Annotated in this window: 31 protein-coding genes; 13 read left to right on the top strand and 18 right to left on the bottom strand. The window is 67.3% G+C overall.

The genetic code is table 11. From position 1 onward, the window contains the following. Position 1 precedes the first annotated feature (1 nt). Positions 2–187, bottom strand: a complete 186-nt coding sequence (locus E1H18_RS10960) for a DUF3553 domain-containing protein (protein ID WP_172267507.1) — start codon at positions 185–187, stop codon at positions 2–4. 64 nt (positions 188–251) lie between these two features. On the opposite strand from E1H18_RS10960, the gene chpT reads away from it, so the two are divergent. The 3 genes from chpT to E1H18_RS10945 all read left to right on the top strand — a co-directional run bounded on the left by chpT (position 252) and on the right by E1H18_RS10945 (position 2,234). Further along, positions 252–929, top strand: a complete 678-nt coding sequence (gene chpT, locus E1H18_RS10955; protein WP_172267503.1) for a histidine phosphotransferase ChpT — start codon at positions 252–254, stop codon at positions 927–929. A 97-nt stretch (positions 930–1,026) separates the two neighbouring features. Further along, positions 1,027–1,404 carry a PleD family two-component system response regulator gene (locus tag E1H18_RS10950; RefSeq protein WP_172267500.1) on the top strand — a complete coding sequence of 126 codons (378 nt, stop codon included), beginning with the start codon at positions 1,027–1,029 and terminating at the stop codon, positions 1,402–1,404. Further along, positions 1,401–2,234 (top strand): protein-glutamate O-methyltransferase CheR, encoded by an 834-nt coding sequence (locus E1H18_RS10945; protein ID WP_172267497.1) that lies wholly within the window; start codon positions 1,401–1,403, stop codon positions 2,232–2,234. Before E1H18_RS10950 ends, E1H18_RS10945 begins: the two co-directional genes overlap by 4 nt. Here E1H18_RS10945 and E1H18_RS10940 read toward each other — a convergent pair. Then, positions 2,192–3,319 (bottom strand): hypothetical protein, encoded by a 1,128-nt coding sequence (locus tag E1H18_RS10940; protein ID WP_194247948.1) that lies wholly within the window; start codon positions 3,317–3,319, stop codon positions 2,192–2,194. The genes E1H18_RS10945 and E1H18_RS10940 overlap by 43 nt on opposite strands. Here E1H18_RS10940 and E1H18_RS10935 point away from each other — a divergent pair. Continuing rightward, positions 3,303–3,482 (top strand): hypothetical protein, encoded by a 180-nt coding sequence (locus tag E1H18_RS10935; RefSeq protein WP_172267494.1) that lies wholly within the window; start codon positions 3,303–3,305, stop codon positions 3,480–3,482. The genes E1H18_RS10940 and E1H18_RS10935 overlap by 17 nt on opposite strands. A gap of 10 nt (positions 3,483–3,492) precedes the next feature. Here E1H18_RS10935 and E1H18_RS10930 read toward each other — a convergent pair whose 3' ends face one another. The 4 genes from E1H18_RS10930 to E1H18_RS10915 all read right to left on the bottom strand — a co-directional run bounded on the left by E1H18_RS10930 (position 3,493) and on the right by E1H18_RS10915 (position 6,222). Further along, positions 3,493–3,633: an entericidin A/B family lipoprotein gene (locus tag E1H18_RS10930; protein WP_172267491.1), complete on the bottom strand. Its 141-nt coding sequence runs from the start codon at positions 3,631–3,633 to the stop codon at positions 3,493–3,495. 116 nt (positions 3,634–3,749) lie between these two features. Beyond that, positions 3,750–5,324: a sensor histidine kinase gene (locus E1H18_RS10925; RefSeq protein WP_241735988.1), complete on the bottom strand. Its 1,575-nt coding sequence runs from the start codon at positions 5,322–5,324 to the stop codon at positions 3,750–3,752. Positions 5,325–5,425: 101 nt separating this feature from the next. Beyond that, entirely contained in the window at positions 5,426–6,034 is a 609-nt protein-coding gene (locus E1H18_RS10920) for a sigma-70 family RNA polymerase sigma factor (RefSeq protein ID WP_172267487.1), read from the bottom strand. Positions 6,035–6,036: 2 nt separating this feature from the next. Next, complete coding sequence (locus tag E1H18_RS10915; RefSeq protein ID WP_081612907.1) at positions 6,037–6,222, bottom strand: NepR family anti-sigma factor; 186 nt, start codon at positions 6,220–6,222, stop codon at positions 6,037–6,039. 234 nt (positions 6,223–6,456) lie between these two features. Here E1H18_RS10915 and E1H18_RS10910 point away from each other — a divergent pair, with 234 nt between their 5' ends. Then, positions 6,457–7,260, top strand: coding sequence for a response regulator (locus E1H18_RS10910; RefSeq protein WP_172267485.1), 804 nt, complete (start codon positions 6,457–6,459; stop codon positions 7,258–7,260). A gap of 195 nt (positions 7,261–7,455) precedes the next feature. On the opposite strand, the gene E1H18_RS10905 is transcribed toward E1H18_RS10910, so the two are convergent. From E1H18_RS10905 to E1H18_RS10890, 4 genes are all read right to left on the bottom strand, one after another. Continuing rightward, complete coding sequence (locus E1H18_RS10905) at positions 7,456–7,728, bottom strand: hypothetical protein (protein WP_172267483.1); 273 nt, start codon at positions 7,726–7,728, stop codon at positions 7,456–7,458. A 13-nt stretch (positions 7,729–7,741) separates the two neighbouring features. Continuing rightward, positions 7,742–7,867: a hypothetical protein gene (locus tag E1H18_RS27110; RefSeq protein WP_255500963.1), complete on the bottom strand. Its 126-nt coding sequence runs from the start codon at positions 7,865–7,867 to the stop codon at positions 7,742–7,744. Positions 7,868–8,213: 346 nt separating this feature from the next. Continuing rightward, entirely contained in the window at positions 8,214–8,690 is a 477-nt protein-coding gene (locus E1H18_RS10895) for an OmpA family protein (protein WP_241735969.1), read from the bottom strand. An 85-nt stretch (positions 8,691–8,775) separates the two neighbouring features. Then, a complete protein-coding gene (locus E1H18_RS10890; RefSeq protein ID WP_172267479.1) occupies positions 8,776–9,120 on the bottom strand; it encodes a glycine zipper domain-containing protein in 345 nt (114 codons plus the stop codon). Positions 9,121–9,263: 143 nt separating this feature from the next. Between E1H18_RS10890 and E1H18_RS10885 the strand changes: the two genes are divergently transcribed. Both E1H18_RS10885 and E1H18_RS10880 read left to right on the top strand, forming a co-directional pair. After that, positions 9,264–10,145 carry a diacylglycerol kinase family protein gene (locus E1H18_RS10885; protein WP_172267478.1) on the top strand — a complete coding sequence of 294 codons (882 nt, stop codon included), beginning with the start codon at positions 9,264–9,266 and terminating at the stop codon, positions 10,143–10,145. Further along, the gene (locus E1H18_RS10880) at positions 10,142–10,930 is read left to right on the top strand and encodes a metallophosphoesterase (protein WP_172267476.1); all 789 of its coding nucleotides are present in this window, start codon (positions 10,142–10,144) and stop codon (positions 10,928–10,930) included. The genes E1H18_RS10885 and E1H18_RS10880 overlap by 4 nt, the downstream gene beginning before the upstream one ends. A 63-nt stretch (positions 10,931–10,993) precedes the next feature. On the opposite strand, the gene E1H18_RS10875 is transcribed toward E1H18_RS10880, so the two are convergent. The 4 genes from E1H18_RS10875 to E1H18_RS10860 form a co-directional block, all read right to left on the bottom strand. Continuing rightward, on the bottom strand, positions 10,994–11,167 hold the full coding sequence (locus E1H18_RS10875; RefSeq protein ID WP_172267474.1) for a DUF1328 domain-containing protein: 174 nt from the start codon (positions 11,165–11,167) through the stop codon (positions 10,994–10,996). Between the two features lie 114 nt (positions 11,168–11,281). Next, positions 11,282–11,899, bottom strand: coding sequence for a superoxide dismutase (locus tag E1H18_RS10870; protein WP_172267471.1), 618 nt, complete (start codon positions 11,897–11,899; stop codon positions 11,282–11,284). 215 nt (positions 11,900–12,114) lie between these two features. Next, positions 12,115–12,519 carry a hypothetical protein gene (locus E1H18_RS10865; RefSeq protein ID WP_172267468.1) on the bottom strand — a complete coding sequence of 135 codons (405 nt, stop codon included), beginning with the start codon at positions 12,517–12,519 and terminating at the stop codon, positions 12,115–12,117. Beyond that, the gene (locus E1H18_RS10860) at positions 12,516–12,860 is read right to left on the bottom strand and encodes a hypothetical protein (protein WP_172267465.1); all 345 of its coding nucleotides are present in this window, start codon (positions 12,858–12,860) and stop codon (positions 12,516–12,518) included. The genes E1H18_RS10865 and E1H18_RS10860 overlap by 4 nt, the downstream gene beginning before the upstream one ends. A 190-nt stretch (positions 12,861–13,050) precedes the next feature. Between E1H18_RS10860 and E1H18_RS10855 the strand changes: the two genes are divergently transcribed. Next, entirely contained in the window at positions 13,051–14,886 is a 1,836-nt protein-coding gene (locus tag E1H18_RS10855; RefSeq protein ID WP_172267462.1) for an HWE histidine kinase domain-containing protein, read from the top strand. Then, positions 14,883–15,323 carry an aminoglycoside 6'-N-acetyltransferase gene (gene aac(6') / locus E1H18_RS10850; RefSeq protein ID WP_172267459.1) on the top strand — a complete coding sequence of 147 codons (441 nt, stop codon included), beginning with the start codon at positions 14,883–14,885 and terminating at the stop codon, positions 15,321–15,323. Before E1H18_RS10855 ends, aac(6') begins: the two co-directional genes overlap by 4 nt. Positions 15,324–15,464: 141 nt before the next feature. Here aac(6') and E1H18_RS10845 read toward each other — a convergent pair whose 3' ends face one another. Then, complete coding sequence (locus tag E1H18_RS10845) at positions 15,465–16,673, bottom strand: CaiB/BaiF CoA-transferase family protein (protein WP_172267456.1); 1,209 nt, start codon at positions 16,671–16,673, stop codon at positions 15,465–15,467. Positions 16,674–16,795: 122 nt separating this feature from the next. Here E1H18_RS10845 and E1H18_RS10840 point away from each other — a divergent pair, with 122 nt between their 5' ends. Beyond that, complete coding sequence (locus E1H18_RS10840) at positions 16,796–17,437, top strand: DUF4142 domain-containing protein (RefSeq protein ID WP_172267453.1); 642 nt, start codon at positions 16,796–16,798, stop codon at positions 17,435–17,437. Positions 17,438–17,449: 12 nt separating this feature from the next. On the opposite strand, the gene E1H18_RS10835 is transcribed toward E1H18_RS10840, so the two are convergent. Genes E1H18_RS10835 through E1H18_RS10825 form a run of 3 tightly spaced genes read right to left on the bottom strand, consistent with a single transcriptional unit; the run spans position 17,450 to position 22,361 of the window. Beyond that, positions 17,450–17,878, bottom strand: coding sequence for a PaaI family thioesterase (locus E1H18_RS10835; protein WP_172267450.1), 429 nt, complete (start codon positions 17,876–17,878; stop codon positions 17,450–17,452). After that, positions 17,875–21,468, bottom strand: a complete 3,594-nt coding sequence (locus tag E1H18_RS10830) for a M1 family metallopeptidase (RefSeq protein ID WP_172267447.1) — start codon at positions 21,466–21,468, stop codon at positions 17,875–17,877. Before E1H18_RS10830 ends, E1H18_RS10835 begins: the two co-directional genes overlap by 4 nt. 14 nt (positions 21,469–21,482) lie before the next feature. Continuing rightward, on the bottom strand, positions 21,483–22,361 hold the full coding sequence (locus E1H18_RS10825; RefSeq protein WP_172267444.1) for an ABC transporter ATP-binding protein: 879 nt from the start codon (positions 22,359–22,361) through the stop codon (positions 21,483–21,485). 193 nt (positions 22,362–22,554) lie between these two features. Here E1H18_RS10825 and E1H18_RS10820 point away from each other — a divergent pair, with 193 nt between their 5' ends. From E1H18_RS10820 to E1H18_RS10810, 3 genes are read left to right on the top strand one after another with little or no spacing between them, the layout of a single operon-like run. After that, on the top strand, positions 22,555–23,235 hold the full coding sequence (locus E1H18_RS10820; RefSeq protein WP_172267441.1) for a fumarylacetoacetate hydrolase family protein: 681 nt from the start codon (positions 22,555–22,557) through the stop codon (positions 23,233–23,235). A gap of 10 nt (positions 23,236–23,245) precedes the next feature. Beyond that, complete coding sequence (maiA, locus tag E1H18_RS10815) at positions 23,246–23,878, top strand: maleylacetoacetate isomerase (protein ID WP_172267438.1); 633 nt, start codon at positions 23,246–23,248, stop codon at positions 23,876–23,878. After that, on the top strand, positions 23,879–24,553 hold the full coding sequence (locus tag E1H18_RS10810; protein ID WP_172267435.1) for a carbonic anhydrase: 675 nt from the start codon (positions 23,879–23,881) through the stop codon (positions 24,551–24,553). Positions 24,554–24,572: the final 19 nt, after the last annotated feature.

Raw genomic sequence — 24,572 nt, 5'->3', positions numbered from 1 at the left:
CCTATCCCCTAGGGTCGTCGCCGACGAAGACCAGGCGCACGCGGGTGGCGTCGATGGTCTGCTTGCCGGCCTCTTCGAAATTCACGGTCACGCGGTGTCCGATCACGGATTGAACCTGTCCCAGCCCCCAATCGGGTTGGGTGGGATGGCGCACCAGGACGCCCGGCTCTAGAAACGGATCGATCACGGCCCTTCCCATAGAGGCGAGGGGCCGTTTGCCAAAGCCTCAAATCACGACAAACTCCGCCGCCATGACCGACACTGTTTCCGAGACCCCGGCTCCCGCGTCCCCCGAAACGGACGTCCAAGGCCCCGATTTCGCCGCCATGCTGGCCGCGCGCCTGTGCCACGACTTCATCAGTCCGGCCAGCGCTATCGTCTCGGGCCTGGACCTGCTGGAGGATCCGGCCGCTCAGGACATGCGTGACGACGCCATGAACCTGATCGCCTCGTCGGCCCGCAAGCTGGCCGATCTGCTGCAGTTCACCCGCGTGGCGTTCGGCGCCTCGGCCTCGGCCGAGAATTTCGACTCGCGCGAGCTGGAGAAGCTAGCCCAGGGCGTGTTCGCCCACGTGCGCCCGACCCTGGACTGGCAGATCGAGCCGCAGGCGATGAACAAGCCATCCTCACGCGCCGTGCTCAACATCGCTCAGATCGCCGCCAGCGCTCTGCCGGCCGGCGGCGTGGCCACGATCAAGGCCGTGACCGCCGACGGCCGCGTCTCGATCATCGCCGACTCGGCCGGTCCCCGCGCCCGTTTGCGTCCCGAAGTCCTGGCCGGCCTCAAGGGCGAGCCCTTGGCCGAAGGTCTTGGCGGTCCCTGGGTCCAGGCGGCCTATCTGAACGCTCTGGTCCGTGCGGCCGGCGGTCAGGTCGCCGTCGAGATCGGCGAAGAACGCGCCAGCATCGCGGCCTGGGTCCCGGCCTAAGTTCAAGCTCTGCTTTAAAAGTTACATTTGTCGCAGCCCGATCCGGGTTTCGGCAAACCGCTCCTTAACCAGACCGTTCGCATGATGCCGGTCTGGATTGGAGCATGCCGTGAAGACCTGCCTGGTGGTCGACGACAGCAGGGTGATCCGTAAGGTCGCCCGCCGAGTCCTCGAGGACATCGGCTTCGAGATCGCCGAGGCCGCCGATGGTATGGAGGCCCTGGCGTGGTGCCGCGCGGCCATGCCCGACGCTGTCCTGCTGGACTGGAACATGCCGGTGATGAACGGGCTGGAGTTCCTGCGCAACCTGCGGGCCGAGCCGGGCGGCGACACGCCCAAGGTGGTGTTCTGCACGGTCGAGAGCAGCGTCGATCATATCCGCGCAGCGCTGGACGCCGGCGCCGACGAGTACATCATGAAGCCGTTCGACGGCGAGATCATCCAGGCGAAGTTCGCCGAGGCGGGCCTGCTGTGACGCCTGAGGATCTGGACCTGCTGGCGGCCCTGGGCCGCGCCCGCGCCGGCGTGCGGGTCGAAATCGAGAAACCCTATCTGATCGAAAGCCGCCTCTCGCCGCTGGCGCGGCGCGAAGGCTACGAATCGATCGACGCCCTGATCGGGGCCCTGCGCGCCAATCGCGAGGATCGCCTGATCTGGGCCATCGTCGAGGCCCTGTGCCGCGGCGAGACCACCTTCTTCAACGGCCGCGAGACCTTCGCCGCCCTGCGTGACGACGTGCTGCCGGCCCTGTCGCAGCGTCGCCGCGAGAGCCCGATCCGCATCTGGAGCGCAGCCTGCGCCACCGGCCAGGAAGTCTATTCGATCGCCATCGCGGCGCACGAAGCGCCCAATCTAACGACCGGCACGCGGTTCGAGTTCTTCGGGTCCGACCTGTCCGAGCGCGCCCTGGAGAAGGCCCAAGCGGGCCTCTACACCCAGTTCGAGGTTCAGCGCGGCCTGCCGATCCGCATGCTGATCAAGTATTTCGAGAACCACGACGACACCTGGGCGATCTCGCCTCGCATCCGGCAAATGGTGCGCTGGCGGCGCCTGAACCTGCTGGCCGACCTGTCGGCCATGGGCCGTTTCGACGTCATCCTGCTACGCGGCGTGCTGCGCGGCATGGACGCCTCGCTACGTGGCAAGGTGGTCGAGGCCCTGGTCGCCCTGCTGCCGGCCGACGGCGTGCTGGTGGTTGATCGCGAAGACGACGTCTCCGATTTCGAAGGCGACCTGATCGCCGCGCCGGGCGACACGGGGATCTATCTGCGCGATCCCTCGGTGCGCGCCGCCGCCGCCGCATAGGCTTTCGCCGGCGCGCGCCCCAGGGCCGCGCCGCCGACGAGACCGCCCAGCGCCTCGCCCAGCTTCATCGCCATGCCCACCGGCGCAGGTGTCACCGCCGCGAAGGCGGGCGCCAGCTTGCGAAACAGGATCTCCGGCGCCTCGGGACCCACCACGGCCTGGTGCAGATCCATCAGATCGACCACCTCGCGCGCCGCCCGCCGCCATTGGACCGGCGGGGCGATGCCGTGCGGAGCGGGCGCGCGGCAGTCGGAGAAGTCGGGCCTCAGACCGCAGCCGACCTCGATTGCCGCCTCGATCTGCCGCGCATAGGCCTGGTCGCGAGCCAGCCGGTCGACGTCGACTACCAGGTCAGCCTGCGGCAGGGCCTTCAGATACGACCGCAGCCATACCGCCAGAAAGGCCTGGAACGAGACGCTGGCCGGGGCGCGCTTGAGCTTGTCGCGCACCGCAGCCAGCCGCTGCTCCAGGCTCCCCGAACCGTCGAAGTCGTGGCCCAGCAACAGAGTGCGAGAGATGTCCTCGCAGCCCGCCATCTCCGACAGCAGAACATAGTGACACTGCTCGAAATAGGTCGGCCGCGGCCGCTTGCGCAACGAGTAGAACGACAGCCACTGCTGCACCGGATCGCGGACCAGCATGATGTGAAAGCCGCCGAATCGACGCTTGAGCCAACCGACGCGGCCCAGGGTGCGGCAACAGGCCAGCACGGGGATCTCGCCCCGCGACCGCGCCGCCTCGACCAGGGTCTCGACATAGGCCTGCTGGCCAAGATCGCTGGCTTCGGGCTCGATCCAGAAGCGGTCGAGGGCGAAACCGGCCTGGAAGTTGCGCACTCCGCCCGCCGGGTCCAGCACCGCCTCGAACTCCTTCAGGTAGGGCTCCGTCCCGCCGGGGTGACGCAGGCCGCTGTTGTCGGGGGTCTCGGCGTTGATGGTCTCGGCCGTAACCCGCGCCAACTGCTCGTGCCAGGGCTCGTAATAGGCGCGCACGCCCGGCAGCGCCCGGAAGCGGTGCCAGACATAGGTGCTGGAGCAGCGCCAACCGCTGTGCACGAAGACAGGATGGATGTCGGTCGTCGGCAAGCCGGTTTCGCCCCCAGATCAGGGCGGTGAAGCTCGCGCGGCGATCTTGCAGGCGGATATCGGCAAAACGCCCCTAGGTTGCGAGACGGAAACAGTTTCGTCGCATCCAGAAACAACAAAAGCCCGCCGGATGAACCGGCGGGCTTTCGAGAACAACGGCTGATGAATCAGCCTTAGTTGTTCTTCACGTCGCTGGCAGTGTCGCTGACGGCGCGACCGGCCGACGAGACGTCGCGGCCGGCGCCTTCGACGGTGTTGCAGGCGGCGACGGACAGGCTGGCGGCGATGGCGGCCAGGATGATGAGCTTACGCATGGTCTTCTCCGCTGTTCGCCCCGAGGGGATCGGGAAGGGGCGCTTGAAACAGTGCCCGGAGAAAACGCTAGCAGCGAAGCTCGGTTCCGGCGCTTTCGCGCCACAATCACGCTGGCTCAGGCCTGTGGCGTCGGGAACACAAGGCGGACGGTCAGACCCCGCGGATCGCGGCTTTCGAACGACACCTTGCCGCGCAGCTGGCGGGCGAAAGCAGTCATCAGGGTGCGGCCCACGCCGCCGCCCACGCTGTCGGCTGCGCCTGGACCATCGTCGCTGATCGACAGCTCGGCCTCTTCGCCGCGAACATGGAAGTTGACGCTCAGCACCCCGCCATTCGGGCCGAAGGCATGTTTCTGGGCGTTGGTGATCGCCTCAACGGCGAACAGGGCGATCGGGGCCAGGCGATCGGGATCGATGACCAGAGGATCGGCATGCACCTCGGTCCGAACCAGCGGCGAGGTCGACATGTCGTTGGCCAGCAGTTGGGCGGTCAGCTCCTCGAGGAACGGCCGCAGGTCGACGCGCTTGAGGTCCGGCCCCTGGTAGAGGGCGCGGTAGATCTGGGCCAGGGCGGTGATTCTCTGGCGCGTGTCGTTCATCGCCGCCTTGGCCGCAGGGTCCGCCAGCGCCCGCTGCTGCATGTTCAGCAGCGAGGTGATGATCTGCAGATTGTTCTTCACCCGGTGATGGATCTCGCGCATCAGCGCGTCCTTCTCGGCCAGGCTGTCCATCAGCGAGGCGTCGCGGGTGACGATGGCGCCGGCCATGGCGTCCAGGGTGGCGGCCAGTTCGCGAATTTCGGGCGGCGCGCGCTCGGCCTGCAGGGGACGAACGGTGAAGCGGCCGCGGGCATAGATCGCCGCCACGCGCTGCAGATAGACGATCCAGCGGATCACCCCGCGCTCGGCGGCGTAGAGCACCGCCGACAGCGCCAGCACGAAGGCCAGTAACGGCAGGGCCACGCGCGAGATCGGATTGATCGAGGCCCAGGACATGATGCCCGGGGCAGGGGCCGACAGGATGACGAAGACATTGTCCTCGACCAGCGGCGCGGCCGAATAGCTGCGCGACTTGCCGTGGGCGTCCTGGCCGCCCCAGATCACCGAGCCGTTGCGGCTGGCGGTCTCGCGCCAGCCCGCCCGCGGGGCGTCGAAGGCCTGCGGATTGGTGGCGGCGAACACCTTGCCGGTCGAATCAGCCAGGGCCACCTCGGCGCCGCCCGGCATGTAGCGGTTGGCGGTCTCGACCTTCAGTTCCGACAGAGTCAGCACCGCGGCCATGGCGCCCTGGAAATCGTCGGGACCGCCGGCGCGAACGGCGGCCAGCACGGCCGGTTCGTTAGCGTAGACTGCGCCAGGCGCGGCGGCCACGACCATGCCGGCCCCGCCGCGCAGCGACTGGAACCAGCCTCGCGTGCCACGCTCAGTGTCATAGGGCGTGGTGGCGGCCGCGCAGGCCACGCGGCCCCGCGCATCGAAGCGGATCAGGTTGGCGTAGCCCGGCAAGCGGGCGCGCACGTCCGCCAGGCGCTGGGCGCACTCCAGCCCCACCGAACCGGGGCCCAGGGTCTGGAGCAGCACGCCCGCAGCCTCGATCCGCGCCCGCGCAATGGCGGCGCTGCGCCCAGCGGCCAGCTCCAGGCTCTGGCGACGCGAGTCGGCCTCCGCCCGGAAGGCGAAGATCGACTGCATGACGCCCAGAATGAGCACAGGGAGCAAGGCCACGCTGAGCGCAACGGCCAAGCGGACTCGGATCGACGTTACGGCCTGCGCAGCGCGGCCGGCCAAAGCGTTCACCGTAGGGAGCTCAACCGCTCCGCGTCGGCCAGGATCGCTCGCATAGCGTCGCCGGCGGCGCCCCCGTCACGGTCGTAATTGCCCGCTTCGAGGATGGCCTGCAGAGCACGGCGCGCCCGGCTGACCCGGCTCTTCACCGTCCCGACGGCGCAGCCGCAGATGTCGGCTGCTTCCTCGTAGGCGAAACCGCCTGCGCCGACCAGGATCAGCGCTTCACGCTGCTCGGCCGGCAGCATGGCCAGGCCAAGCCGCAGCTCGTCCAGGGCGACGGGCGCTTCGGGATCGTCGACGGCGACCAGGGTCCGCTCGGCGGCTTCCTGGTCCAGCTGGCTCTGACGCCAGCTGCGACGCTTCTCCGAATAGAACTGGTTGCGCAGGATCATGAAGGTCCAGGCCTTCATGTTGGTCCCCAGCTGGAAGCTGGCGCGCGCGTCCCAGGCCTTCATCATGGCGTCCTGCGCCAGATCATCGGCTGCGGTGGCGTCACCGGTCAGGGTGCGGGCGAAGGCGCGCAGATGCGGAATCAGCGTGACCAGCTCGCGCTTGAACACGGGATCGCGCACGGGGTCGGGCGCGGAGCGCCCAACTTGTTTCTCTTCTTCCATGCTCAGCGACCTCCTGCCGGAGGCTCTGCCTTGCGCAGAATATCGAGGAATTCGTCCGGCACCGGCTCGTTGACGACCTCATCGAACATCTGGCGCAGCTTCACGCCGATGGCCTGCTGGCGCAGGCGGGCTTCATCCAGCGCCGCGGCGCTCTTGCGTTTGTCTTCCATGGGTACGTGTTCGATCATGTCCTCGACACCGAAATGCATTTGCATCGGCATCCGCCCCCTTTGGCCGAATGTATCTTCGCCAGACGACAACGTGGATTTCCGTACCGGGTTCCATAAGCTTGAGCATAAGATGTCAAAAAACGGCGACCGACGGAACCGGTATCCGGTAGGGCACGTTATCGACGTTCGACGGAACGGCCCAGCTTCGCCGTTCGTTTGTATGTTTCCAAAGACACCGCATCGGGAGGGGTCATGAGTCTTCTAGCTCGGCTAGCGCCGCATCTTCCTTATATCCGCCGCTACGCTCGCGCCCTGACCGGCGATCAGACGACCGGCGACCACTATGTCCGCGTGGCCCTGGAAGCCCTCGCGGCTGGCGAGCGCGCTCTGGACGGCGAACTGTCGCCGCGCGTGGCGCTGTACCGCGTGTTCCACGCCATCTGGCTCAGTTCGGGCGCTCAGCTCGAGGCGCGCCGCGAAGACACCGCCACGGCCGGTGACGACGCCGCCCAGCGTCTGCTGCGCATCGCTCCTCGCTCGCGTCAGGCCTTCCTGCTGACCGCGCTCGAGGGCTTCACCCCGTCGGAAGCCGCCCAGATCCTGGACTGCGACTTCGGCGAGGTGGAACGCCTGATCGCCGACGCCCAGGCCGAGATCGACGCCGAACTGGCCACCGAAGTCCTGATCATCGAGGACGAGCCGGTCATCGCCGCCGACATCGAGGCCCTGGTCAAGGAACTGGGTCATGACGTCATCGACATCGCCGCCACGCGCAGCGAAGCCGTCGAGGCCGTCGCCCGCCGCACGCCGGGCTTGGTCCTGGCCGACATCCAGCTGGCCGACGGCTCGTCGGGCATCGACGCGGTCAAGGACATCCTGGGTCGGATGGACGTGCCGGTGATCTTCATCACCGCCTTCCCCGAGCGCCTGCTGACCGGCGAGCGCCCCGAGCCGACCTTCCTGATCACCAAGCCCTTCCAGCCGGAAACGGTGAAGGCGGCGATCGGTCAGGCGCTGTTCTTCCATCCGCGCAAGTCCACCACCAAGGCGGCCTGATCTCGGCTTCCGCCAGATCTTACTTCCCGAACGAGATCGCCTGAATAGCGAACGGCCTCCCGAAAGGGGGGCCGTTTTGCTTTGCGCCATCACCGTCTCGCCGCCGATCCGCATCGTGGCGAAGGCGGCGCTTAGCGCATGCGAAAGGGCGGCCCCCGCGAGGAGACCGCCCTTCGATAGTCGAAACGATCGCCGCTAGTTTGCGGGTGTCTGGCGCGCCGGCTGTTGCGGCGTGTCATAGGCCTGAACCTCGGCGGACGTCGCCGGGCCGTTGTTGACCTCGACTGCGGCCAGATCATTGGCTCGGAAGCTCCAGGCGCCAAACAAGGCGATCGCGGCCAGCACGGTCGAGACGATCAGGACCCAGAAGATCTGTTTGCCCCACCGGCCCTGACGGGCCCGGGTGGCGTTGACACGAGGACCGCGGCTCTGGGCGGCGGTCTGCGGATGATGAATGTCGGCGGGCATGATGTCCTACCTCCTACGGAACCCAGGTGTTGGACGCGTACGCCCGCTCGAAGGCGGACCGATCGTGCATCGCCTGCACCATGCCGGCCGACGCTGCGATCGTGGCGATCACGGCCAAGGCCATGATCCGCGTGCGCATCTTTTTTTGACGCCGTGACAGCGCCTTTTCGAAAACCATTCCGCCATGCTCGGCCTGATAAGTCCGGATCACGACGTCTCTCCCCTGCCCCGGCAACCACGTGTCGCCTGCAGTTTCCAACGTTCCGCCTGTCCCGCCGTTCCCGTTTTCCGCGCTTCGAACTCGCGTCAAAAAAAATCGCGCCCGGCGGGAACCACCTGGGCGCGATCTCGTTTTCCTCTTCGTGAAGGCGGCGACGCCCCCCCGACTTGAGGCTGGCGATAGTCAGCCTGCCGCCTTCGCACCCCCCTTTGTTGATGCGAACTTTTGGCGGACCGGTTACCCGGCCCGCCTTTCTTCGTGGATCCTACTTGGCCTCGAGATCGAACAGGATGTCGGTCCGACGACGCAGCGGGGCGGCGGCGCCCGAGGCGGCCACGGCGCCGGCGTCGCCAAAGGCTTCCTTGTCGAAATCCACCTTGCTGAAGCCGTGGCGCGCCAGGCTCGAGGACACGGTGTCAGCGCGGCGCTTGGACAGGGCCAGATTGGCGGCGGACGTCCCGACCGCATCGGCCAGACCCACCACGCGCACCGACTTGACCGCACAGCCGCGCGACTGGTCGCGGGCGTTCTCCAGAACCTGGATCGCTTCCGGCGTCAGCGACGCGCTGTCCTGCTCGAAATAGATCGACGACTTGAACGCCACGCAGTTGGGCGCAGCAGCCGCCACCGGCTTGCGCAAGGTGCGCCACGGTCCCTGCGAGCTGGCGCAGCCTGCGAGGGCCAACACCACACCGCCTAGCGTCGCAACCTGAACCACGCCAACGATCATCTTCGTCTTCATCGCCATCCCTCCAGCCTCCCGAACATGCAAAAGGCGACCGGCCTAGCCGATCGCCTTTCGATGGGCGTCGTCGCCTTGCTCTACCTTAGTAGCGCGGAGCACCGTCTTCCCAATAGTACCGACCTGCACGCGAGTCGTAATAATAGTAGCGACCGGCGCGCTCGTCGTAATACTGGCGACGGTTGGCCGAGTTGGCGCCGCAGCCGCCGTCTTCGCGACAGCCCTTGATGGCGCCGGCGGTGCCGCCGATGGCCGCCCCGATAGCGGCGCCCGTGCTGGCGCTGCCGCTGCCGACATTGTTGCCGATCACGGCGCCTGCCAGCGCGCCCAGAGCGGCGCCGCCGGCGGCGTTGCGTTCAGTGTTGCCGGTCGAGGTGCACGCGCTGGCGAGCACGCCCACGCCCATCAGGGCGATTACGGTCTTCATCATGGTGGCTCTCCGCTCCGAGCTGGTTCCTGCTCAGCAAACGGTCGTTGGCGCGGACGGTTCCGCTGACCCACGGCGGCGTCCGAAAGCGGAACCATGGCGCAGCTTGGACCGTTGGGTGGGCGGGTCGTAAGTCAGGGGCGTCCATGAAACGCATCGATGTCGTCGTGAACACCGCTTCGGGTTCGGTCGGGCCAGACGCGCCGCAGGTCGCCGAGCAGCTGTTGGCCGAGCATGGCGTCAAGGGCGTCGTCCACGCGCCCCAGCCGGGCGAGCTGGTCGACTGCTTGCGTGAGGCGATCGACGCCGCGCCGGACGCCGTCCTGGTGCTGGCCGGCGACGGCACCGCCCGGGCGGCCGCCGAGATGGCCGGCCCCAGCGGACCGTTGATCGCGCCCCTGCCCGGCGGGACCATGAACATGCTGCCCCGCGCCCTCTACGGCGAACGCGACTGGCAGACGGCCATGCGCGCGTGCCTGGAAGAAGGCGAGGCCCGCGACATCTCCGGCGGCGAGGTCGGCGGACGGCTGTTCTTCGTCGCCGCGATCCTGGGCAGTCCCGCCCTGTGGGCCACCGCCCGCGAGGCCGCCCGCGAAGGCCGCTTCGACATCGCCGTGGCCCGCGCCCATCGCGCCTTCCGCCGCGCCTTCTCCGGTCGGCTGCGCTTCGAACTGGATGGCCGCGACAAGATCAAGGCCGAGGCCCTGACCCTGATGTGCCCCTTGGTCTCCACCGCCCTGGACGCAGACGAGCGGGCGCTGGAAGCCGCAGCCCTCGATCCGTCCAGCGCTCTGGACGTCTTCAGGTTGGGGTTCAACGCCGCGCGCGGCCAGTGGCGTGAGGATCCGTCGGTGAATGCCGGCCTGTGCCGAACCGGCCGGGTCTGGGCCGGCGGACGCATCCCCGCGATCCTGGACGGCGAGCCGGCGCGGTTCGAGCCCGAAGTCTCCATCCGCTTTCGCCCCAAGGCCTTCCGCGCCCTGGTTCCACCGGAACTGCCCACGGCCGCCTCGGTTACGACCGCATGAAGCTGGTTCAGGTCTCCGACATCCACTTCGGCGGCGAGAACCGCGAAGCGGTCGAGGCGGCGGCTGCGTGGATCGTTGAGGCCCAGCCGGATCTGGTGGTGGCTGCCGGCGATCTGACCCTGGACGGCAAGGCGGCCGAGTTCGAAGCCGCCGCCGAGTGGCTATCGCGACTGCCAGACCCCATGATCGTCGTTCCAGGCAATCACGACACCCCGTTCGTGGGCCCGGGCGAACTCTTCGAGCGGTTCACCCGCGGCTGGGGCCGATTCAAGGAGAGGTTCGGCGACGAGGACGGCGCGGCCTGGCGCGCGCCGGGGATCACCGTGGCCTCACTGAACAGCGCTCGCATCGCTCAGGTGCGCTGGAATTGGTCGAAGGGCGCGGTGTCGCATGGCCAGATTCGCCGTGTGGTGCGCGAGCTGGAGGCCGCCCCGGCCGGCGATCTGCGCGTGGTGGTCTGCCATCATCCGCTGATGGAGATTCTGGGCGGGCCGATGACCGCCAAGGTCCACGGCGGGGTCGATGCGGCCAACCGGTTCGTGGCGGCCGGCGCCGACGTCATCCTGTCGGGCCACATCCACCTGCCGTTCGTCACCGCCATCCCGTTCGGCGACGGCAAGACCCAGGCGGTGGGCTCGGGCACCCTGTCGGTGCGCGAGCGCGGCGCAGCCCCGGGCTTCAATGTCATCGAGATCGAGCCCGAATGCATAAGGGTGAAAGCCCTGGCCTATGAACGCGGCCAGTTCGACGTCTGGCGCACCTGGGCCTTCGACCGCCGCCTCTGATCCCCACAAACGAAAACGGCGCAGCCGAAGCCGCGCCGTTCAAGTCTCGTCCTGATGAGGTCGCTACCTCGCCCCGCGTCCGCGGAACAGATGGCTGACCAGCGACACCACGAAAAGGATCAGGAAGATATAGAACAGGATCTTGGCGATCCCGATCGCCGTGCCCGCGACACTGGTAAAGCCCAGCAGGGCGGCGATCAAAGCGATCACCAGGAAAGTAACGGCCCAATTCAGCATCGGACTCTCCGGCTTGGCCCGGCAAGAGAACCGGGGGCGTTGTCTGGATCGAAGCTTAAGCAGCCTCGCTCCAGAACAACGCGCCCGACTCCCCGGCGTTCCGGAATTCTGAAGCTATTCCGGCGCCGGATAGGCCCAGCCTTGCTGGCCCGACTTGGCGGCGGCGTACTGGCTGTCAGCTAGGGTCCAGTTCAGAACGTTGTCGAACACGGCTTCCAGGAAGCCCTTACGCAGGTTCTGGTAGTCCAGATAATAGGCGTGCTCCCAGACGTCGGCGACCAACAGGGCCGTCAGGTCCTGGGTGACCGGGCTCTCGGCGTCGTGGGTCGAGATGATCTTCAGGGCGCCCGAGGCGTCCGAGACCAGCCACACCCAACCCGAACCGAAGTGGCCGATGCCTTCGGCGACGAACTTTTCCTTCAGGGCGTCGACGCCGCCGAAGGTCGACTCGATGGCGGCGGCCAGATCCGCGCCCGGCGCGGTCTTGGTCGGCGACAGGCCATCCCAGAAGAAGGCATGGTTCCAGGCCTGAGCGGCGTTGTTGAACACCTTGCCCGGACCTGCGCCCTTGATGACGGCTTCCAGCGAACCCTTGTCGTCGCCGTCCAGCAGGCCATTCAGGGCCGTGACATAGGCGGCATGGTGCTTGTCGTGGTGGAAGCGCAGGGTGTTGGCGGAGATCGTCGGCTCCAGAGCGTCGTAGGCGTAGGGCAGGTCCGGCAGCTTGTACATGGTGTCTCCTTGGGAAGGCGTTCCCCCGCAAGACGGGAACGCCGCACGGCATCTAGAGTGGGCGACGCCAAAGCGCGAGGGGTTTCGCACCATGATCTCGCTCAAATTTTAGAGATAAATCCCCTTTGAGACTTGGGGTTTCATGGGGATTTCCAGGTATCGAACATGAAAACGCCGCCGAGAGACCCGGCGGCGTCTTGTCTTGATCCGGGCGATCAGCGCGGCGGCGGCGGCCTGGGATCCAGGAACGCCTTGGCGACCGTGGCGGTCAGGGTCGGGTTCTTCAGCGCGAAGATCCCGGCGGCCAGACCGATGCCGATCGACATCATCGGCTTTTCACGCACGATATCGACGATGCGGCCGGTGATGTCGAAACCGCCGACCGGCGGCGGCGCCTGGCTGTGAGTGCGATGGCCCTCGACCTTGCGCGCGGCGATCATGCCGGCGATGGCGACGATCAGGGCCGCAATGCCCGCGACGATCGCCGCAGCGCCAGCGGCGCTGACCAACGGTACGAGGACAGCATAGACGGCGAAGGCGGCGGACACGACACCAACCGCGGCGGCGGCGGCGATCGCCGCGGCCGCAGCCAGCGTCATGAGGGTCTTTTCGAAGATCACCGGTTGTTGCTACGGCCGCCGGACAGCAGCAGGCCGATCAACACGCCGACGCCGAGACCGGCCAGGGTGGCGGTGATCGGACGCTCGCGAATACGCTCCGAGGCGTAGCGCTGGGCGTCTTCGATCTGCTGGCCAGCAGTGTCGGTATAGGTGCGGCTCTGGGCGCGCAGAGTGTCGAGGCCTTCGGCCAGCGACTTCTCAACGCGCTTGGCGGCGTCGGTCAGCTGGACGCGCGCGGCGTTGGCGGCTTCGGCGAAGCTGCGCTCGGCGTGCTCGACGGCCTCCAGCGTGGCGGTCTTGGCCTTGTCGGCTTCCTTGGCGGCGGGGGAATTGGCGGGCATGGACATCTCCTGTTCGCGACGCGACCAACCGGGGCGCGGAAGCTGCGCCTCGACAACGCCGAGCTTGGCGTACGGTTCCAAGATACCCAAGGTCTGCAAGCTTCACCACAGGGGATTCCCCCGTAAGTCGACGCTCATGACTATGCCAAATGCGCTCGCGCCCTGCGCGAAGCGAGTCTAAGGTCGAATCATGGAGGACGCCCCCATCGTCACCGACGACCGCCAGGAAGCCGCCAGGCTCGACGCCTTGAAGGCCTTGGATATTCTCGACGGCGCGACGAATGAGCCGCGCTTCCTGCGGCTCGTCCGACTGGCCGCCCGCCTGTTCGACGCCCCTCGCGCTGCAATCGCGCTGGTTGATCAGGACCGCGTCTGGCGGTTGGCCCATATCGGCTATGCCGCCCCCCAGAGCCCCCGCGCCGGCGATCTGGCCGACCGTGTGGTCAGCGCCGATGCGCCGGTCGATCTGGCCGTGCCGATCCGCAATACCGAAGGCCTGGCCCTGGGCGCTCTGGTCGTCGAAGGCCCCGGAACCAGCGGTCCGGCCTCGCCCGAGGATCTCGAGGCGCTGCAGGACCTCGCCGAACTCGCCGCCGAAGCTCTCAAGCCCGTCGGCAAGGATCGCACGCTGGAGAGCGAGCGGCTGAAGCTGGCCATCTCGGCCGCCAGCCTGGGCGAGTTCGAGTGGGACATCAAACGCGACGTCTTCAAGATCAGCCCGCGTCTGGCCGCGATCGCCGACATCCCCGCCGGCGAGGCGCCGGGCGAGGATGGCCGGGCGCTGTTCGCCTACATACATCCCGACGAGCGCGACACGACGCGCGAGGCGATCAACGCCCAGTTGGCCGAGGGCGGCCGCTATGACGTCGAGTATCGTCGCGCCACCGACGCCGATGGCCGCGAGGTCTGGAACCACAGCGCCGGCGTCAACCTGCTGGGACCGGACGGCGAGCCGGCCTATCTGATCGGCGTCGTCCAGGACATCACCGAGCGCCGGGCCGAGGAAGAGCAGCGCGAGAACCTGGTCGCCGAGCTGGACCACCGCATCAAGAACCTGCTGGCCGTGGTCCAGTCGGTGGCCGCCCAGTCGGCGCGCAAGTCGGCCTCGCTGGACGTCTTCCTGAAGACCTTCGCCGGCCGGCTGAAGTCGATGAGCTCGGCTCACGATCTGCTGACCGCCGCCCGCTGGCGCGGCGCGACCCTGGCGCGGATCGCCGCCGCCGAGCTGGGCGGCCTGTCGCCAACCCAGACCCGCTGGGACGGGCCGGAAATCTTCCTGACCCCGCGCGCGGCCTCGGCCCTGTCGCTGGCCCTTCACGAGCTGGCGGTCAACGCCGTGCGCTATGGCTCGCTCTCTTCGGAGAACGGCAAGGTCGAGGTCGTCTGGCGGCGCACGCCCGAGGGCGGCTTTGCGCTGGAGTGGCTGGAAACCGGCGGCCCGCCCGCCAATCCGCCCCAGGCCAAGGGCTTCGGCGCCACCCTGATCGAGGACGTCGCCGGCCGTGAATTGGGCGGCTCGGCCCACATCAACTACCGACCCAGCGGCGTCACGGCCATGATCCAGGGCTCGGCCGAGGCCCTGGCCGACGCGCCGCCCGAGGAGCCGGTGGAGGCCGCGCCCGAGCGCATCGTCGAGACCGTCGTCGCGTCCGACGAAACCATCCGCCCGGGCGCGATCGCCGGCCTGAAGGTGCTGATCGTCGAGGACTCTCTTCTGCTGGCCATGGAGCTGGAAGCGGGGTTGGAGGACGCCGGCGTCCACGTCGTCGGCTGCGCGGCCGAACTGGGCGAGGCCCTGGCGATGGTCGAGCAGGACTTCGACGTCGCCGTTCTGGACGCCGACCTCAACGGCCAGTCGGTGGCCCCGGTCGCCGAGATCCTGCGCAGCATGGGGCGACCGTTCGTGTTCGCTACCGGCTATGCCGACAAGGCCGCGCCGATGGGCTTTGACGCCCCGATCGTCCGCAAGCCTTACAATGTCCACCAGATCGCCCGCGCCGTGGCCGGCGTCACCGGCCGGGCGTGATCGTCCGCCGGGCGCAAGCCGATGATCTGGACGCGTGGGCGACCTTGCGTGCCGACCTGTGGCCGGATGGCTCGACAGCCGAGCATCGCGACGAAGCCGCGGACATGCTGAACGACGCTAATCTGGCCAACTTCGTCGCCGAGACGCCGGACGGCACGCTCGCCGGCTTCGCCGAGGCGGCCCTGCGTCACGACTACGTCAACGGTTGCGACACAACGCCGGTGGCGTTCGTCGAGGGCATCTACGTCGCGCCCGACTACCGCAAGGCCGACATCGCTCGGGCGTTGTGCGAGGCGATCGTCGCCTGGGGCCGCGAGCAAGGCTGCACGGAACTGGCGTCGGACGCCTTGGAAGACAACGTTCAGAGCCATGCGTTTCACCGAGCGATCGGGTTCGAGGAAACCGAGCGCGTGGTGTATTTCCGGCGCATGCTTTAGCGCCCCCTCCGTCACGATGCGTATCCGCATCGCGCCACCTCCCCCGCTTCGCGAGGGAGGAGAAGAACCTTTCCTCCCCCGTGCAACGGGGGAGGTGGATCGGCGCCGATAGGCGACGAGACGGAGGGGGCGCTTGGAGCGTCAGATCACTTTGCGCCCCCGCAGTCCCTCCACCGCCTCCGCGCTCAGTCCCGCCACCTCGTTCAGCACCTCGTCCGTGTGCTCGCCGAGCGTCGGCCCCGGCCACCGCACGCCGCCCGGCGTTTCCGTCAGTCGCGGGAAGGCGTTCTGCATCTTGATCTCGCCGAACACCGGATGGGGCACCGCCACGATCGACTCGCGGGCCACGAATTGCGGGTCCTCGATCATGTCCGGCGCGCGGTAGATGCGACCCGTCGCCAGGCCCGCAGCTTCCAGCCTGGGCAGCAGGACGTCGATATCCTGATCGAGAGTCCAGGCTGCGATGCGGGCGTCCAGCTCGGCCTGGTTGGCCCCGCGGGCGGCGTGATCCCGGTAGCGGACGTCGTCGGCCAGGTCGGGTCGGCCCATGAGATCGCATAGCCGGCGGAACAGGGTGTCCTGGTTGGCGCCGATCAGGACCAGTTCGCCGGACTTGGTCGGATAGACGTTAGACGGTGCGATGCCGGGCAGCACGGCGCCCGAGCGCTCGCGGACATAGCCCGTCAGATCGTACTCGGTGATCAGGTTCTCCATCACCGTCAGCACGCTTTCGTAGATGGCGGCGTCGACGACCTGGCCCTTACCCGTCCGTTCGCGGGCGTGCAGGGCCATCATCACGCCCAGCGCCGCGTTCAGGCCCGACAGGCTGTCGCCGATCGAGATGCCGGCCCGGGCCGGGTTGCGGTCTGGCTCGCCGGTGATGTGACGAAGCCCCCCCATGGCCTCGCCGACCAGGGCATAGCCGGCGCGCTTCGAATAGGGACCGGTCTGGCCGAAGCCCGAGACCCGCGCCATCACCAGGCCGGGATGGCTCGCGGCGAGCGCCTCGTAGCCCATGCCCCACTTCTCCAGCGTGCCGGGACGGAAGTTCTCGACCACCACGTCGGCCTTGGCGATCAGGGCGCGGGCGATGTCGCGGCCCTCGTCGGTGCGCAGATCCAGGGTGACGGACTTCTTGTTGCGGCCGATCACCGGCCACCAGGGCGACAGGCCCTTGGGCTTGGAACGCCCCCACTGACGCATCGGGTCTCCGGTTCCGGGATCCTCCAGCTTGATCACCTCGGCGCCGAAATCGCCCAGCACCTGGCCACAGAACGGCCCCGCGATCAGCGAGCCCATTTCGATGACACGCAGGCCAGAAAGCGGACCCACCGAGGCCTTCAGTGTCATTTGTTATTCCCCCACTTCAACCGGAACCGTTCACGGCCCCGTGATGTTCTGTTGATCATTCCGGCGCCGCGCAGCGTCGGTCCACGACTTCCTAAGAAAAACGCGCAGGGAAAGACAGAGCCATGAACCGTCATCTGATGATCGCTGGCGCCGCCATCGCCGCCCTCAGCCTCGCCGCTTGCGGTCCCAAGACCGAAGAGACCAAGGGCGCGGCCACCCCGGCTGAACAGGCCGCAACGCCGGACGCCAACCCCGCCGCGACCGTCCCGACCCCGGCCGACGAGACCAAGGCCGACGTGTTCGCCGCCAAGGCCGCCGACAGCGACATGTTCGAGGTCGAAGCCGCCAAACTGGCCGCCACGCGCTCGACCAATCCGTCGGTCAAGAAGTTCGCCGCCGCGATGGAAAAGGCCCACACCGCCACCAGCACCGAGCTGAAGGCCGCCATCGCCGCCTCGGGCGCGACCATCACCTTGCCGACGATGCTGTCGTCGGACGCCCAGGGCAAGCTGGACGACCTGACCAAGGCTGACGCCAAGGACTTCGACAAGAAGTACGCCGACAGCCAGGTCGACGCCCACCAGGCGGCCCTGAACCTGCTGCAGCGCTACGCCCAGGACGGCGACACCCCGGCCATCAAGGCCTTCGCCGCCGCCACCGCGCCCAAGGTCCAGGAGCACCTGAACCAGGCCGAGGGTCTGAAGAAGGGCTTCGACACCGGCAAGGACGTGGCCAAGGCCAACGAAAAGGCCGCCGGTCACTAAGGACCGCAGCGGCTACGGAATGGCGTAAGCGACGGTCGCCTTGGCGGCCGGACGCTCTCGCCCTTCCGTCCAGAGCAGGATATCGGCCGTCGCGATGCGGCGGCCAAGCTTGAGCAGGGCGGCCTCGGCGACGAGGTCGCCCGGTTTGCATCCGCGCAGGAAGTGGATGGTCAGCGAGGTCGTGACCGCCATGGCCACCTCGCCGATATGGGCCAGAACCAGCGCGTAGGCCGCGGTATCGGCCAGGGTCATCAGGGTCGGCCCCGAGATCACCCCGCCCGGCCGCAGCTGCCGGCTGGAGAAGGGCTGGACCATCAGCACACGGCCCGGCTCGGCTTCCAACACCCGGGGCATGTGGTCCGGATCAGCTTCCGGAAAAGCGCGGCGCAGGAAGGCGTCCAGCGCCGGCCCGTCCATCTTCAACGTCAGGGTCTCGCTCATTCGCTCTTGGCCCCAACGGCGATCGTGTTGTCGTCGCCGTTGCGGTCGATCACCGTGTTGTAGGGATCGACGCCCGCGAAACGCGGCGCCTTGGCCACCGTGAAGGTGAAGGTCTGGACGCCCGAACGGATCGGCCGGCGCTGGTAGAGCACCACATCCTTGGCTTCGAAGCCCTTGTCGCCCGGCTTGGCGGCGAACAGGCCGATGTCCATGGTCTCGTTCAGGGCTGCGCCCGTCTCCCTACCCTTGCCGTCGGCGTACTTCTTTTGAGCGTCGATGGTCACGGTGACGTCGAACCGACCGTCCGCCCGCTTCTTGGCCACCGCGCTCTTGGTCTTGAGATCGTAGAGCGTGATCTTCTCGAACAGATCGGTGATCAGGGCCTGCTTGTCGGCCGGGGCCTCGGACCGCAGGATCGTCAGGAAATCGGTAGTGATCGGATAGGGCGCGCCCTTGAAGGCGTACTGGGCGATCAGCCGGCGCAGGGCGCGGTTGACGACTTCCTCGCCCAGTTGGTCCTGCAGCCGGTACATGACCAGCGAACCCTTGCGGTAATGGATATATTGCTGGTTCTCGACCTTGTAGAGCGGCTGCTCGTCGATGACGTCGCCACCCCGCGCGCGCAGATAGCTGTCCAGTTCGAACTTCAGGAACTTGCGGATCTCGGCTTCGCCATAGGTATGCTTCATCACCATCAGGGCCGAGTACTGGGCGAAGGTCTCCACCAGCATGGTGCTGCCCTGCTGGTCGGCGCCGATCACCTGATGGGCCCACCATTGGTGGCCGATCTCGTGCGCCCCGACATAGGTGACCATGTCGATCTTGGTCGGATCACGATAATCGGAGATGAAGAACATCCCCTCCGACCACGGAATGGTGTTGGCGAACGACTGGGCGAACTGCGCGTAGGCGGGGAACTCCTGATAGCGCAGCTGGCGGAACTGGTAGGGGCTGAAATTGGCCTGGAAGTAATCCAGAGACCGCTTCATCGAGGTCTTCATCCGCTCGATGTTCCAGGCATGCTGGGCGTCGTAATAGACCGCCAGCTGGACGCCCTTATAGGCCTCGGTGGCGACCTGGTAGCGGGCCGACTGGATAGAGACGAACGGCATGATGGGGGCTTCGGTGACGAAGCGGGCGATCCGACGGCCGGCCTTGACGGTGTCCGAGACCTTGTAGCCCGGCGCGATCGGGGTCTGGTCGGCTTCGGTGGTGACCGTGATGTCGGAGCTGACGAAGTCGGCGTCCTTGCGCAGGACGTTGAACTGGCGAGAGGCCACATCGCCCAGCGGGGCCATGCGGCGCTCGGCCGGCAGGCCATACTTGCGGCGCTTGGCGCGATCCTGCAGCAGGCCCTCGCGCGACATGCCCAGGATCGGCGCGATCTCCAGATTGTTGACGAAGGTCCCATTGTCGACGACGCGGGTCTCCGGGTCGCTGTTGGGGAAGCCGCGCTGCGAGCGCTGGGTGATGAAGCTCATCTTGCGCCGCTCGCCCGGCGCCATCGGCGTGTCGAAGGCGAAGATCCGATAGTTGAAGCGCTCGAAGGTCCGCTTGGGCCGCGCGCCCTCGATCGACAGACCCTTGACCTTCAGATCGCGGTCGAAGCGAACGTGGATTTCGCGCAGCGGCGCGGCGGTCTTGTTCTCGAAGACGTACGAGCCCTTGGTCTCGACACTGGGCGCATGGGGCTTGAGATCGACGTCCAGGGTCATGGCGACGATCTTGGGCTGGGGCGTGTTTTCGAAGACGAGGAGGGTCTTTTCGTATTCGGCCTGCCAGCGCTCGTTGTCGATCGTGGTCCGGTAAGGGTTCACGACATTGGTGTTCAGGTAGATGAACCCGCCCAGTCCGACGAAGACGGCCAGCGCTCCGCCGGCCAGCAGCCCCGCCCCGCCGTTCAGGCGTCGCGGCAGGTGGCGCAGACGCGGCAGCAGGCGGCTTTCGGTCCCGCGTCGCCACAGGCCGTAGGCCAGCACCAGCAGGATCAGGGCGAAGGCGCTCCAATAGGCCCGCAGCCACCAGGCCCCGATCCAGAACTTGCCCAGGCCGTTCATGTCCGAGAACGGCGTGTCGGTGGTGGCGGCGTAGTTGTAGAGCTTCGACTCGAAGCCCAGGTTCGAGAAGGTGATGGTGGTGACCAGGTAGATCACCATCAGGCCCCAGCCGATGAACTTGTGCGGACTGATCGCCTGCAGGAACACCGCCAGCACCGCCATCAGGATGAAGTCGACGGCCTGCGGCAGCACGTACCACAGCAGGTACTTGTGGAGCTCGAGGTTGAAATAGCCGTGCAGCAGCTGGGTGAGGATGGCCGCGGCCACGCTGACCAGCAGGGTCGAGACCAGGACCAGGCCGATGGCCAGGGTCTTGGGAGCCACGAACGCCCAGTCGGGCACCGGCGTGGCGTCGATGATCTCGTGGGTCTTCTTTTCGCGTTCGCGCCAGACCAGCTCGCCCGAATAGTAGATGGCGATGATCATCGGGATCAGACCGAACGACCCCAGCAGCGGCTGCAGCAGCACGCGGGTGACCGGATAGATCACCCCGCCGTAGCGGCCGGCCTCGGTGGCGAACCACAGCGAGCCCATGGCGTTGGCCAGCCCTAGGGCCAGCAGCACGAAATAGGCCGGGCTCTTGAACACCTGTCCCATGTCCAGGCGCGTACGGATGGCCAGTTGGGCCCAGGCCGTGCGGCGGTCGAAGACCGGCGCGGGCAGCGGACCGCTGGAAGCGACGGGCGCGGGCTCATCGGCTTCCTTGGCTTTCTTGACCTTGCGTTGGCCCGAGAGATCCGCCGGCTGGAAGCGGAAGAGGCCGTAGGCCGCGGCCAGGAAGCCCAGCGACAGGGCGACGACGAAGACGCGGTTGAACAGCAGGGCGCCGACCAGCGGCGGGGTCAGGCTGTTACGCTCGCTGGCGGTCCAGTACTTGGTGGCCAGGCCGTAGGCGGCCGTGCCCAGCGGCTCCCAGTAGGCGGCGCCCTGCTCGAACTCGGGCCGGTCAAGGGCGATGCCGGCGATGACGTACAGCACCAGGAAGGCGATGACGCCGACATAGGTCCACATCATCGACCGGGTGACCGTCGCCACGGCGAAGAACACCGACGAGGTCATCAGGATCGCCGGCAAGGCCAGGACGACATAGGCGTAGACATAGGCGTTGAGGTCGTTCGGTCCCAGCCGCTCGGGATCGACCCACGGCATCAGCGAGCCGACAAACACCCCCAGGGGCACGATCAGGAACGCGATCGCCGCGGCCAGGAAGGCGCCGGTAAAGCGGCCATAGAGATAGTCGAACTTCCTCACCCGCGTGGACCGCAGGATCGGCCCGAAGCCCGTCTCGTCGTCGCGCACCACCACATTGGCCACGAAGGCCGTGGTCACGAACATGAAGAAGATCGAGAAGATCAGGTGGTTCTGGGCCAGAGCGAAGGGCCCGTTGCGGTGATCGCTGGGGCCCAGGCCGATCGAGATCTGGTTGGACGCCGTGATCCCGAACACCATCAGGAAGAAGACGACCGCCACCACCCAGAAGACGGGCGACTTCAGCTGGTAGCGGAGCTCGAAGCCCGCGATCTTGCCAAACATCAGGCCGCTCCCGCTCAGGCCGCGCGCCGGGTGGTCGAGAGGGTGGAGAAGTAGACGTCCTCCAGCCCGCCCGCGACCGGCTCGAAGCCGTCGCCGGGATTGTCGTCGGACAGGATGTGAATGACCGTGCGCCCGGCCAGCAGACGGGTTGAGATCACTTTGTACTGCGTCTTGGTCGCTTCAAGCTCGGCCTTGTCGATGATCTTCTTCCAGATCTTGCCATTGAGTTGGCCGACGAGGTCGGCGGGCGCGCCCTCCTTGACGATGCGCCCGTCGCAGATGATGGCCATGGCCGGGCAGAGGTCGGAGACGTCCTCGACGATGTGAGTCGACAGGATCACCACCACGTTCTCGCCGATCTCGGCGAGCAGGTTCAGGAAGCGGTTGCGCTCCTCGGGATCGAGGCCGGCGGTGGGCTCGTCGACGATGATCAGGCGCGGATCGCCGATCAGGGCCTGGGCGATGCCGAAGCGCTGGCGCATGCCGCCCGAGAAGCCGGCGATGGCCTTCTTGCGCACGCTCCACAGATTGACCTGGTTCAGCAGGTTCTCGACGGTTTCCTTGCGCTCCTTGGCCCCGGAAATGCCCTTCAGCACCGCCATGTGGTCGAGCATGTCGTAGGCGCTGACCCGTGGATAGACGCCGAAGTCCTGAGGCAGGTAGCCGAGCGTGCGGCGCAGCAGTTCGGGGGTCTTCAGCACGTCGATGTCGCCGAACCGGATGTGCCCCGAGGTCGGGGCCTGCAGAGTGGCGATGGTGCGCATCAGGGTCGACTTGCCGGCGCCGTTCGGACCCAGCAGGCCGTACATGCCGCGCGGGATCGTCAGATTGACCTCGTCCAGCGCCCGCGTCCCATTGCCGTACACGTGGGTCAGGTTCTCGATGATCAGCATGACGCCCCCGAATATTCGCCCAAACAGCCCCAACACCGACATGACTCGGCGTCAACGACCGGGGCAAGTGAAAGAACGTTTATTCCCCCCGTTCAACCGCAGGATTTCTGAACGGCAATGACTTTGAAGCCGCCGCCTTGCGGATGTTCAACGAGGGTTTTGGCTCGGCGATTTTGGGTCTAAACGAAGCGCCATGACCTCCTACGCCTTTCCCCCGCACGCCATTCCGACGGTCCCGGTGGAGGGATCTGATGCGGTCTTCCCAGTGCGCCGCATCCTCTGCGTCGGCCGCAACTATGCCGCCCACACCCGCGAGATGGGCGGCGACACCCGCGATCCGCCGTTCTTCTTCGCCAAGCCTGCCGACGCCATCGCGCCGCTGAAGGGCGAGATCGCCTATCCGCCGGCGACCCGCGACCTGCATCACGAGATCGAACTGGTCGTGGCCCTCAAGAGCGGCGGCGCCAATCTGACGCCTGAACAGGCGCTGGAAGCGGTGTTCGGCTACGCGGTCGGCGTCGACCTGACCCGTCGCGACCTGCAAGGCGCCGCCAAGGCCAAGGGTCAGCCGTGGGAAGCCGGCAAGGCCTTCGACGAAAGCGCCCCGATCACCGCCATCCGGATCATGGACGCCCCGGCGCCTGAGGCCGCCGTCACCCTCTCGGTCAATGGCGTCGAGCGCCAGCGCGGCCAGATCGGCGACCTGATCTGGAACGTCGGCGAAGTGATCGCCAAGGCCAGCGAGCTGTGGACCCTGGCCGCCGGCGACCTGATCTTCACCGGTACGCCCGAAGGCGTCGCCGCCATCGTTCGCGGCGACAAGATCGTCGGCGAAGTCGAGGGCGTCGGCCGTCTCGAGTTCACGCTTATCTAGGGCCCCGCCGATGAAGCTCGTCCTGCACAGCGCCAAGCGCGCCAGCGCGCCCTATCGGGTGCGTATCGGCCTGAACCTGAAGGGCCTCAGCTACGAACTGCGCCCCGTCGACCTGGTTGCCAACGCCCATCAGGGGCCGGAGTATCGCGCGCTGAACGCCCAGGCCCTGGTCCCGACTCTGGAAATCGACGGCCGCCCGCTGACCCAGAGCCTGGCCATCCTGGAATGGCTGGACGAGGTGGCGCCTGGCGCGCGCCTTCTGCCCGCCGCCCCGTTCGAGCGGGCGATCGTGCGCGGCATGGCCGAGATCATCGCCTGCGACATCCATCCGCTGAACAACCTGCGCATCCTGCGCCAGCTGACGGCCCTGGAAATCGGCGAGACCGACCGTAACGCCTGGGTCGCCCGCTGGATCAGCGACGGCTTCCGGGCTTTGGAGCCGATGGTCGCCCAGCACTCGGGAGGCTTCGCCTATGGCGACGCCCCGGGCCTGGTCGACTGCCTGCTGGTGCCGCAGGTGTTCAACGCAGGCCGTTTCAACGTCGATCTGTCGCCCTTCCCGGCGATCCAGGCCGCAGCCACCCGCGCGGCCAAACATCCGGCCATCGCCGCCGCCCACCCTGACCATCATCCGGAGCGCTAGATGCTTGAGGACCTGAAAGCCAACAACGCCGCCTGGTCGAAGAGCAAGACCGCCGTCGACCCGGAGTTCTTCAAGCGCCTGGAAGGCCAGCAGAGCCCCGAGTATCTGTGGATCGGCTGCAGCGACAGCCGCGTGCCCGCCAACGAGATCGTCGGCCTGGATCCGGGCGAGCTGTTCGTCCACCGCAACGTCGCCAACCTGGCCCCGCCGCAGGACGCCAACTATCTCAGCGTGCTGCAGTTCGCGGTCGACGTGCTGAAGGTCAAGCACGTGATGGTCGTGGGCCACTACGGCTGCGGCGGCGTCGCGGCGGCCATCGACGGCAAGCGCCGCGGCCTCGTCGACCACTGGCTGCACCCGATCCGCGAGGTTCACGCCGAGCACAAGCACGAGCTTGAGCAGATCGGCGACAAGCGCGAGATGCTGGACCGCCTGACCGAGCTCAACGTCGCCCGCCAGGTGCGCAACGTCGCCGCCGACGTCTTCGTCCAGGACGCCTGGGCGCGCGGCCAGCAGCTGGCCGTCCATGGCTGGGTCTATTCGCTACACGACGGCCTGGTCACCGACCTGAACATCGGCATCGCCGGGGTCGAGGACTATGAGCGGGTGATCGCCGAGACCGTGATCCAGGACCGGCCGTTCTGGAAGCGGGGCTCGGAAGCGGACGAGGGCTGAGCCTCCCCGAAACAGTCAT

Origin of the sequence: Caulobacter sp. RHG1 (assembly GCF_013181195.1) — a bacterium.
Taxonomy (GTDB): Bacteria; Pseudomonadota; Alphaproteobacteria; order Caulobacterales; family Caulobacteraceae; genus Caulobacter.
Note: the sequence above shows the minus strand (reverse complement) of the source record. Positions and strands in the feature narration are given on the sequence as shown.

Excerpts from the sequence above, each read along its gene's own strand:
- E1H18_RS10920 (WP_172267487.1), bottom strand. The coding sequence starts at position 6,034 with ATGGAAGAAGAGAAACAAGTTGGGCGCTCCGCGCCCGACCCCGTGCGC.
- E1H18_RS10870 (WP_172267471.1), bottom strand. The coding sequence starts at position 11,899 with ATGTACAAGCTGCCGGACCTGCCCTACGCCTACGACGCTCTGGAGCCG.
- E1H18_RS10885 (WP_172267478.1), top strand. The coding sequence starts at position 9,264 with ATGAAACGCATCGATGTCGTCGTGAACACCGCTTCGGGTTCGGTCGGG.
- E1H18_RS10860 (WP_172267465.1), bottom strand. The coding sequence starts at position 12,860 with ATGCCCGCCAATTCCCCCGCCGCCAAGGAAGCCGACAAGGCCAAGACC.
- E1H18_RS10910 (WP_172267485.1), top strand. The coding sequence starts at position 6,457 with ATGAGTCTTCTAGCTCGGCTAGCGCCGCATCTTCCTTATATCCGCCGC.
- E1H18_RS27110 (WP_255500963.1), bottom strand. The coding sequence starts at position 7,867 with ATGCGCACGCGGATCATGGCCTTGGCCGTGATCGCCACGATCGCAGCG.
- E1H18_RS10925 (WP_241735988.1), bottom strand. The coding sequence starts at position 5,324 with ATGCAGTCGATCTTCGCCTTCCGGGCGGAGGCCGACTCGCGTCGCCAG.
- E1H18_RS10825 (WP_172267444.1), bottom strand. The coding sequence starts at position 22,361 with ATGCTGATCATCGAGAACCTGACCCACGTGTACGGCAATGGGACGCGG.
- E1H18_RS10830 (WP_172267447.1), bottom strand. The coding sequence starts at position 21,468 with ATGTTTGGCAAGATCGCGGGCTTCGAGCTCCGCTACCAGCTGAAGTCG.
- E1H18_RS10915 (WP_081612907.1), bottom strand. The coding sequence starts at position 6,222 with ATGATCGAACACGTACCCATGGAAGACAAACGCAAGAGCGCCGCGGCG.
- E1H18_RS10890 (WP_172267479.1), bottom strand. The coding sequence starts at position 9,120 with ATGATGAAGACCGTAATCGCCCTGATGGGCGTGGGCGTGCTCGCCAGC.
- maiA (WP_172267438.1), top strand. The coding sequence starts at position 23,246 with ATGAAGCTCGTCCTGCACAGCGCCAAGCGCGCCAGCGCGCCCTATCGG.
- E1H18_RS10820 (WP_172267441.1), top strand. The coding sequence starts at position 22,555 with ATGACCTCCTACGCCTTTCCCCCGCACGCCATTCCGACGGTCCCGGTG.
- E1H18_RS10935 (WP_172267494.1), top strand. The coding sequence starts at position 3,303 with ATGTCGGTCGTCGGCAAGCCGGTTTCGCCCCCAGATCAGGGCGGTGAA.
- E1H18_RS10855 (WP_172267462.1), top strand. The coding sequence starts at position 13,051 with ATGGAGGACGCCCCCATCGTCACCGACGACCGCCAGGAAGCCGCCAGG.
- E1H18_RS10840 (WP_172267453.1), top strand. The coding sequence starts at position 16,796 with ATGAACCGTCATCTGATGATCGCTGGCGCCGCCATCGCCGCCCTCAGC.
- E1H18_RS10875 (WP_172267474.1), bottom strand. The coding sequence starts at position 11,167 with ATGCTGAATTGGGCCGTTACTTTCCTGGTGATCGCTTTGATCGCCGCC.
- E1H18_RS10845 (WP_172267456.1), bottom strand. The coding sequence starts at position 16,673 with ATGACACTGAAGGCCTCGGTGGGTCCGCTTTCTGGCCTGCGTGTCATC.
- E1H18_RS10930 (WP_172267491.1), bottom strand. The coding sequence starts at position 3,633 with ATGCGTAAGCTCATCATCCTGGCCGCCATCGCCGCCAGCCTGTCCGTC.
- E1H18_RS10905 (WP_172267483.1), bottom strand. The coding sequence starts at position 7,728 with ATGCCCGCCGACATTCATCATCCGCAGACCGCCGCCCAGAGCCGCGGT.
- E1H18_RS10835 (WP_172267450.1), bottom strand. The coding sequence starts at position 17,878 with ATGAGCGAGACCCTGACGTTGAAGATGGACGGGCCGGCGCTGGACGCC.
- E1H18_RS10810 (WP_172267435.1), top strand. The coding sequence starts at position 23,879 with ATGCTTGAGGACCTGAAAGCCAACAACGCCGCCTGGTCGAAGAGCAAG.
- chpT (WP_172267503.1), top strand. The coding sequence starts at position 252 with ATGACCGACACTGTTTCCGAGACCCCGGCTCCCGCGTCCCCCGAAACG.
- E1H18_RS10895 (WP_241735969.1), bottom strand. The coding sequence starts at position 8,690 with ATGAAGACGAAGATGATCGTTGGCGTGGTTCAGGTTGCGACGCTAGGC.
- E1H18_RS10880 (WP_172267476.1), top strand. The coding sequence starts at position 10,142 with ATGAAGCTGGTTCAGGTCTCCGACATCCACTTCGGCGGCGAGAACCGC.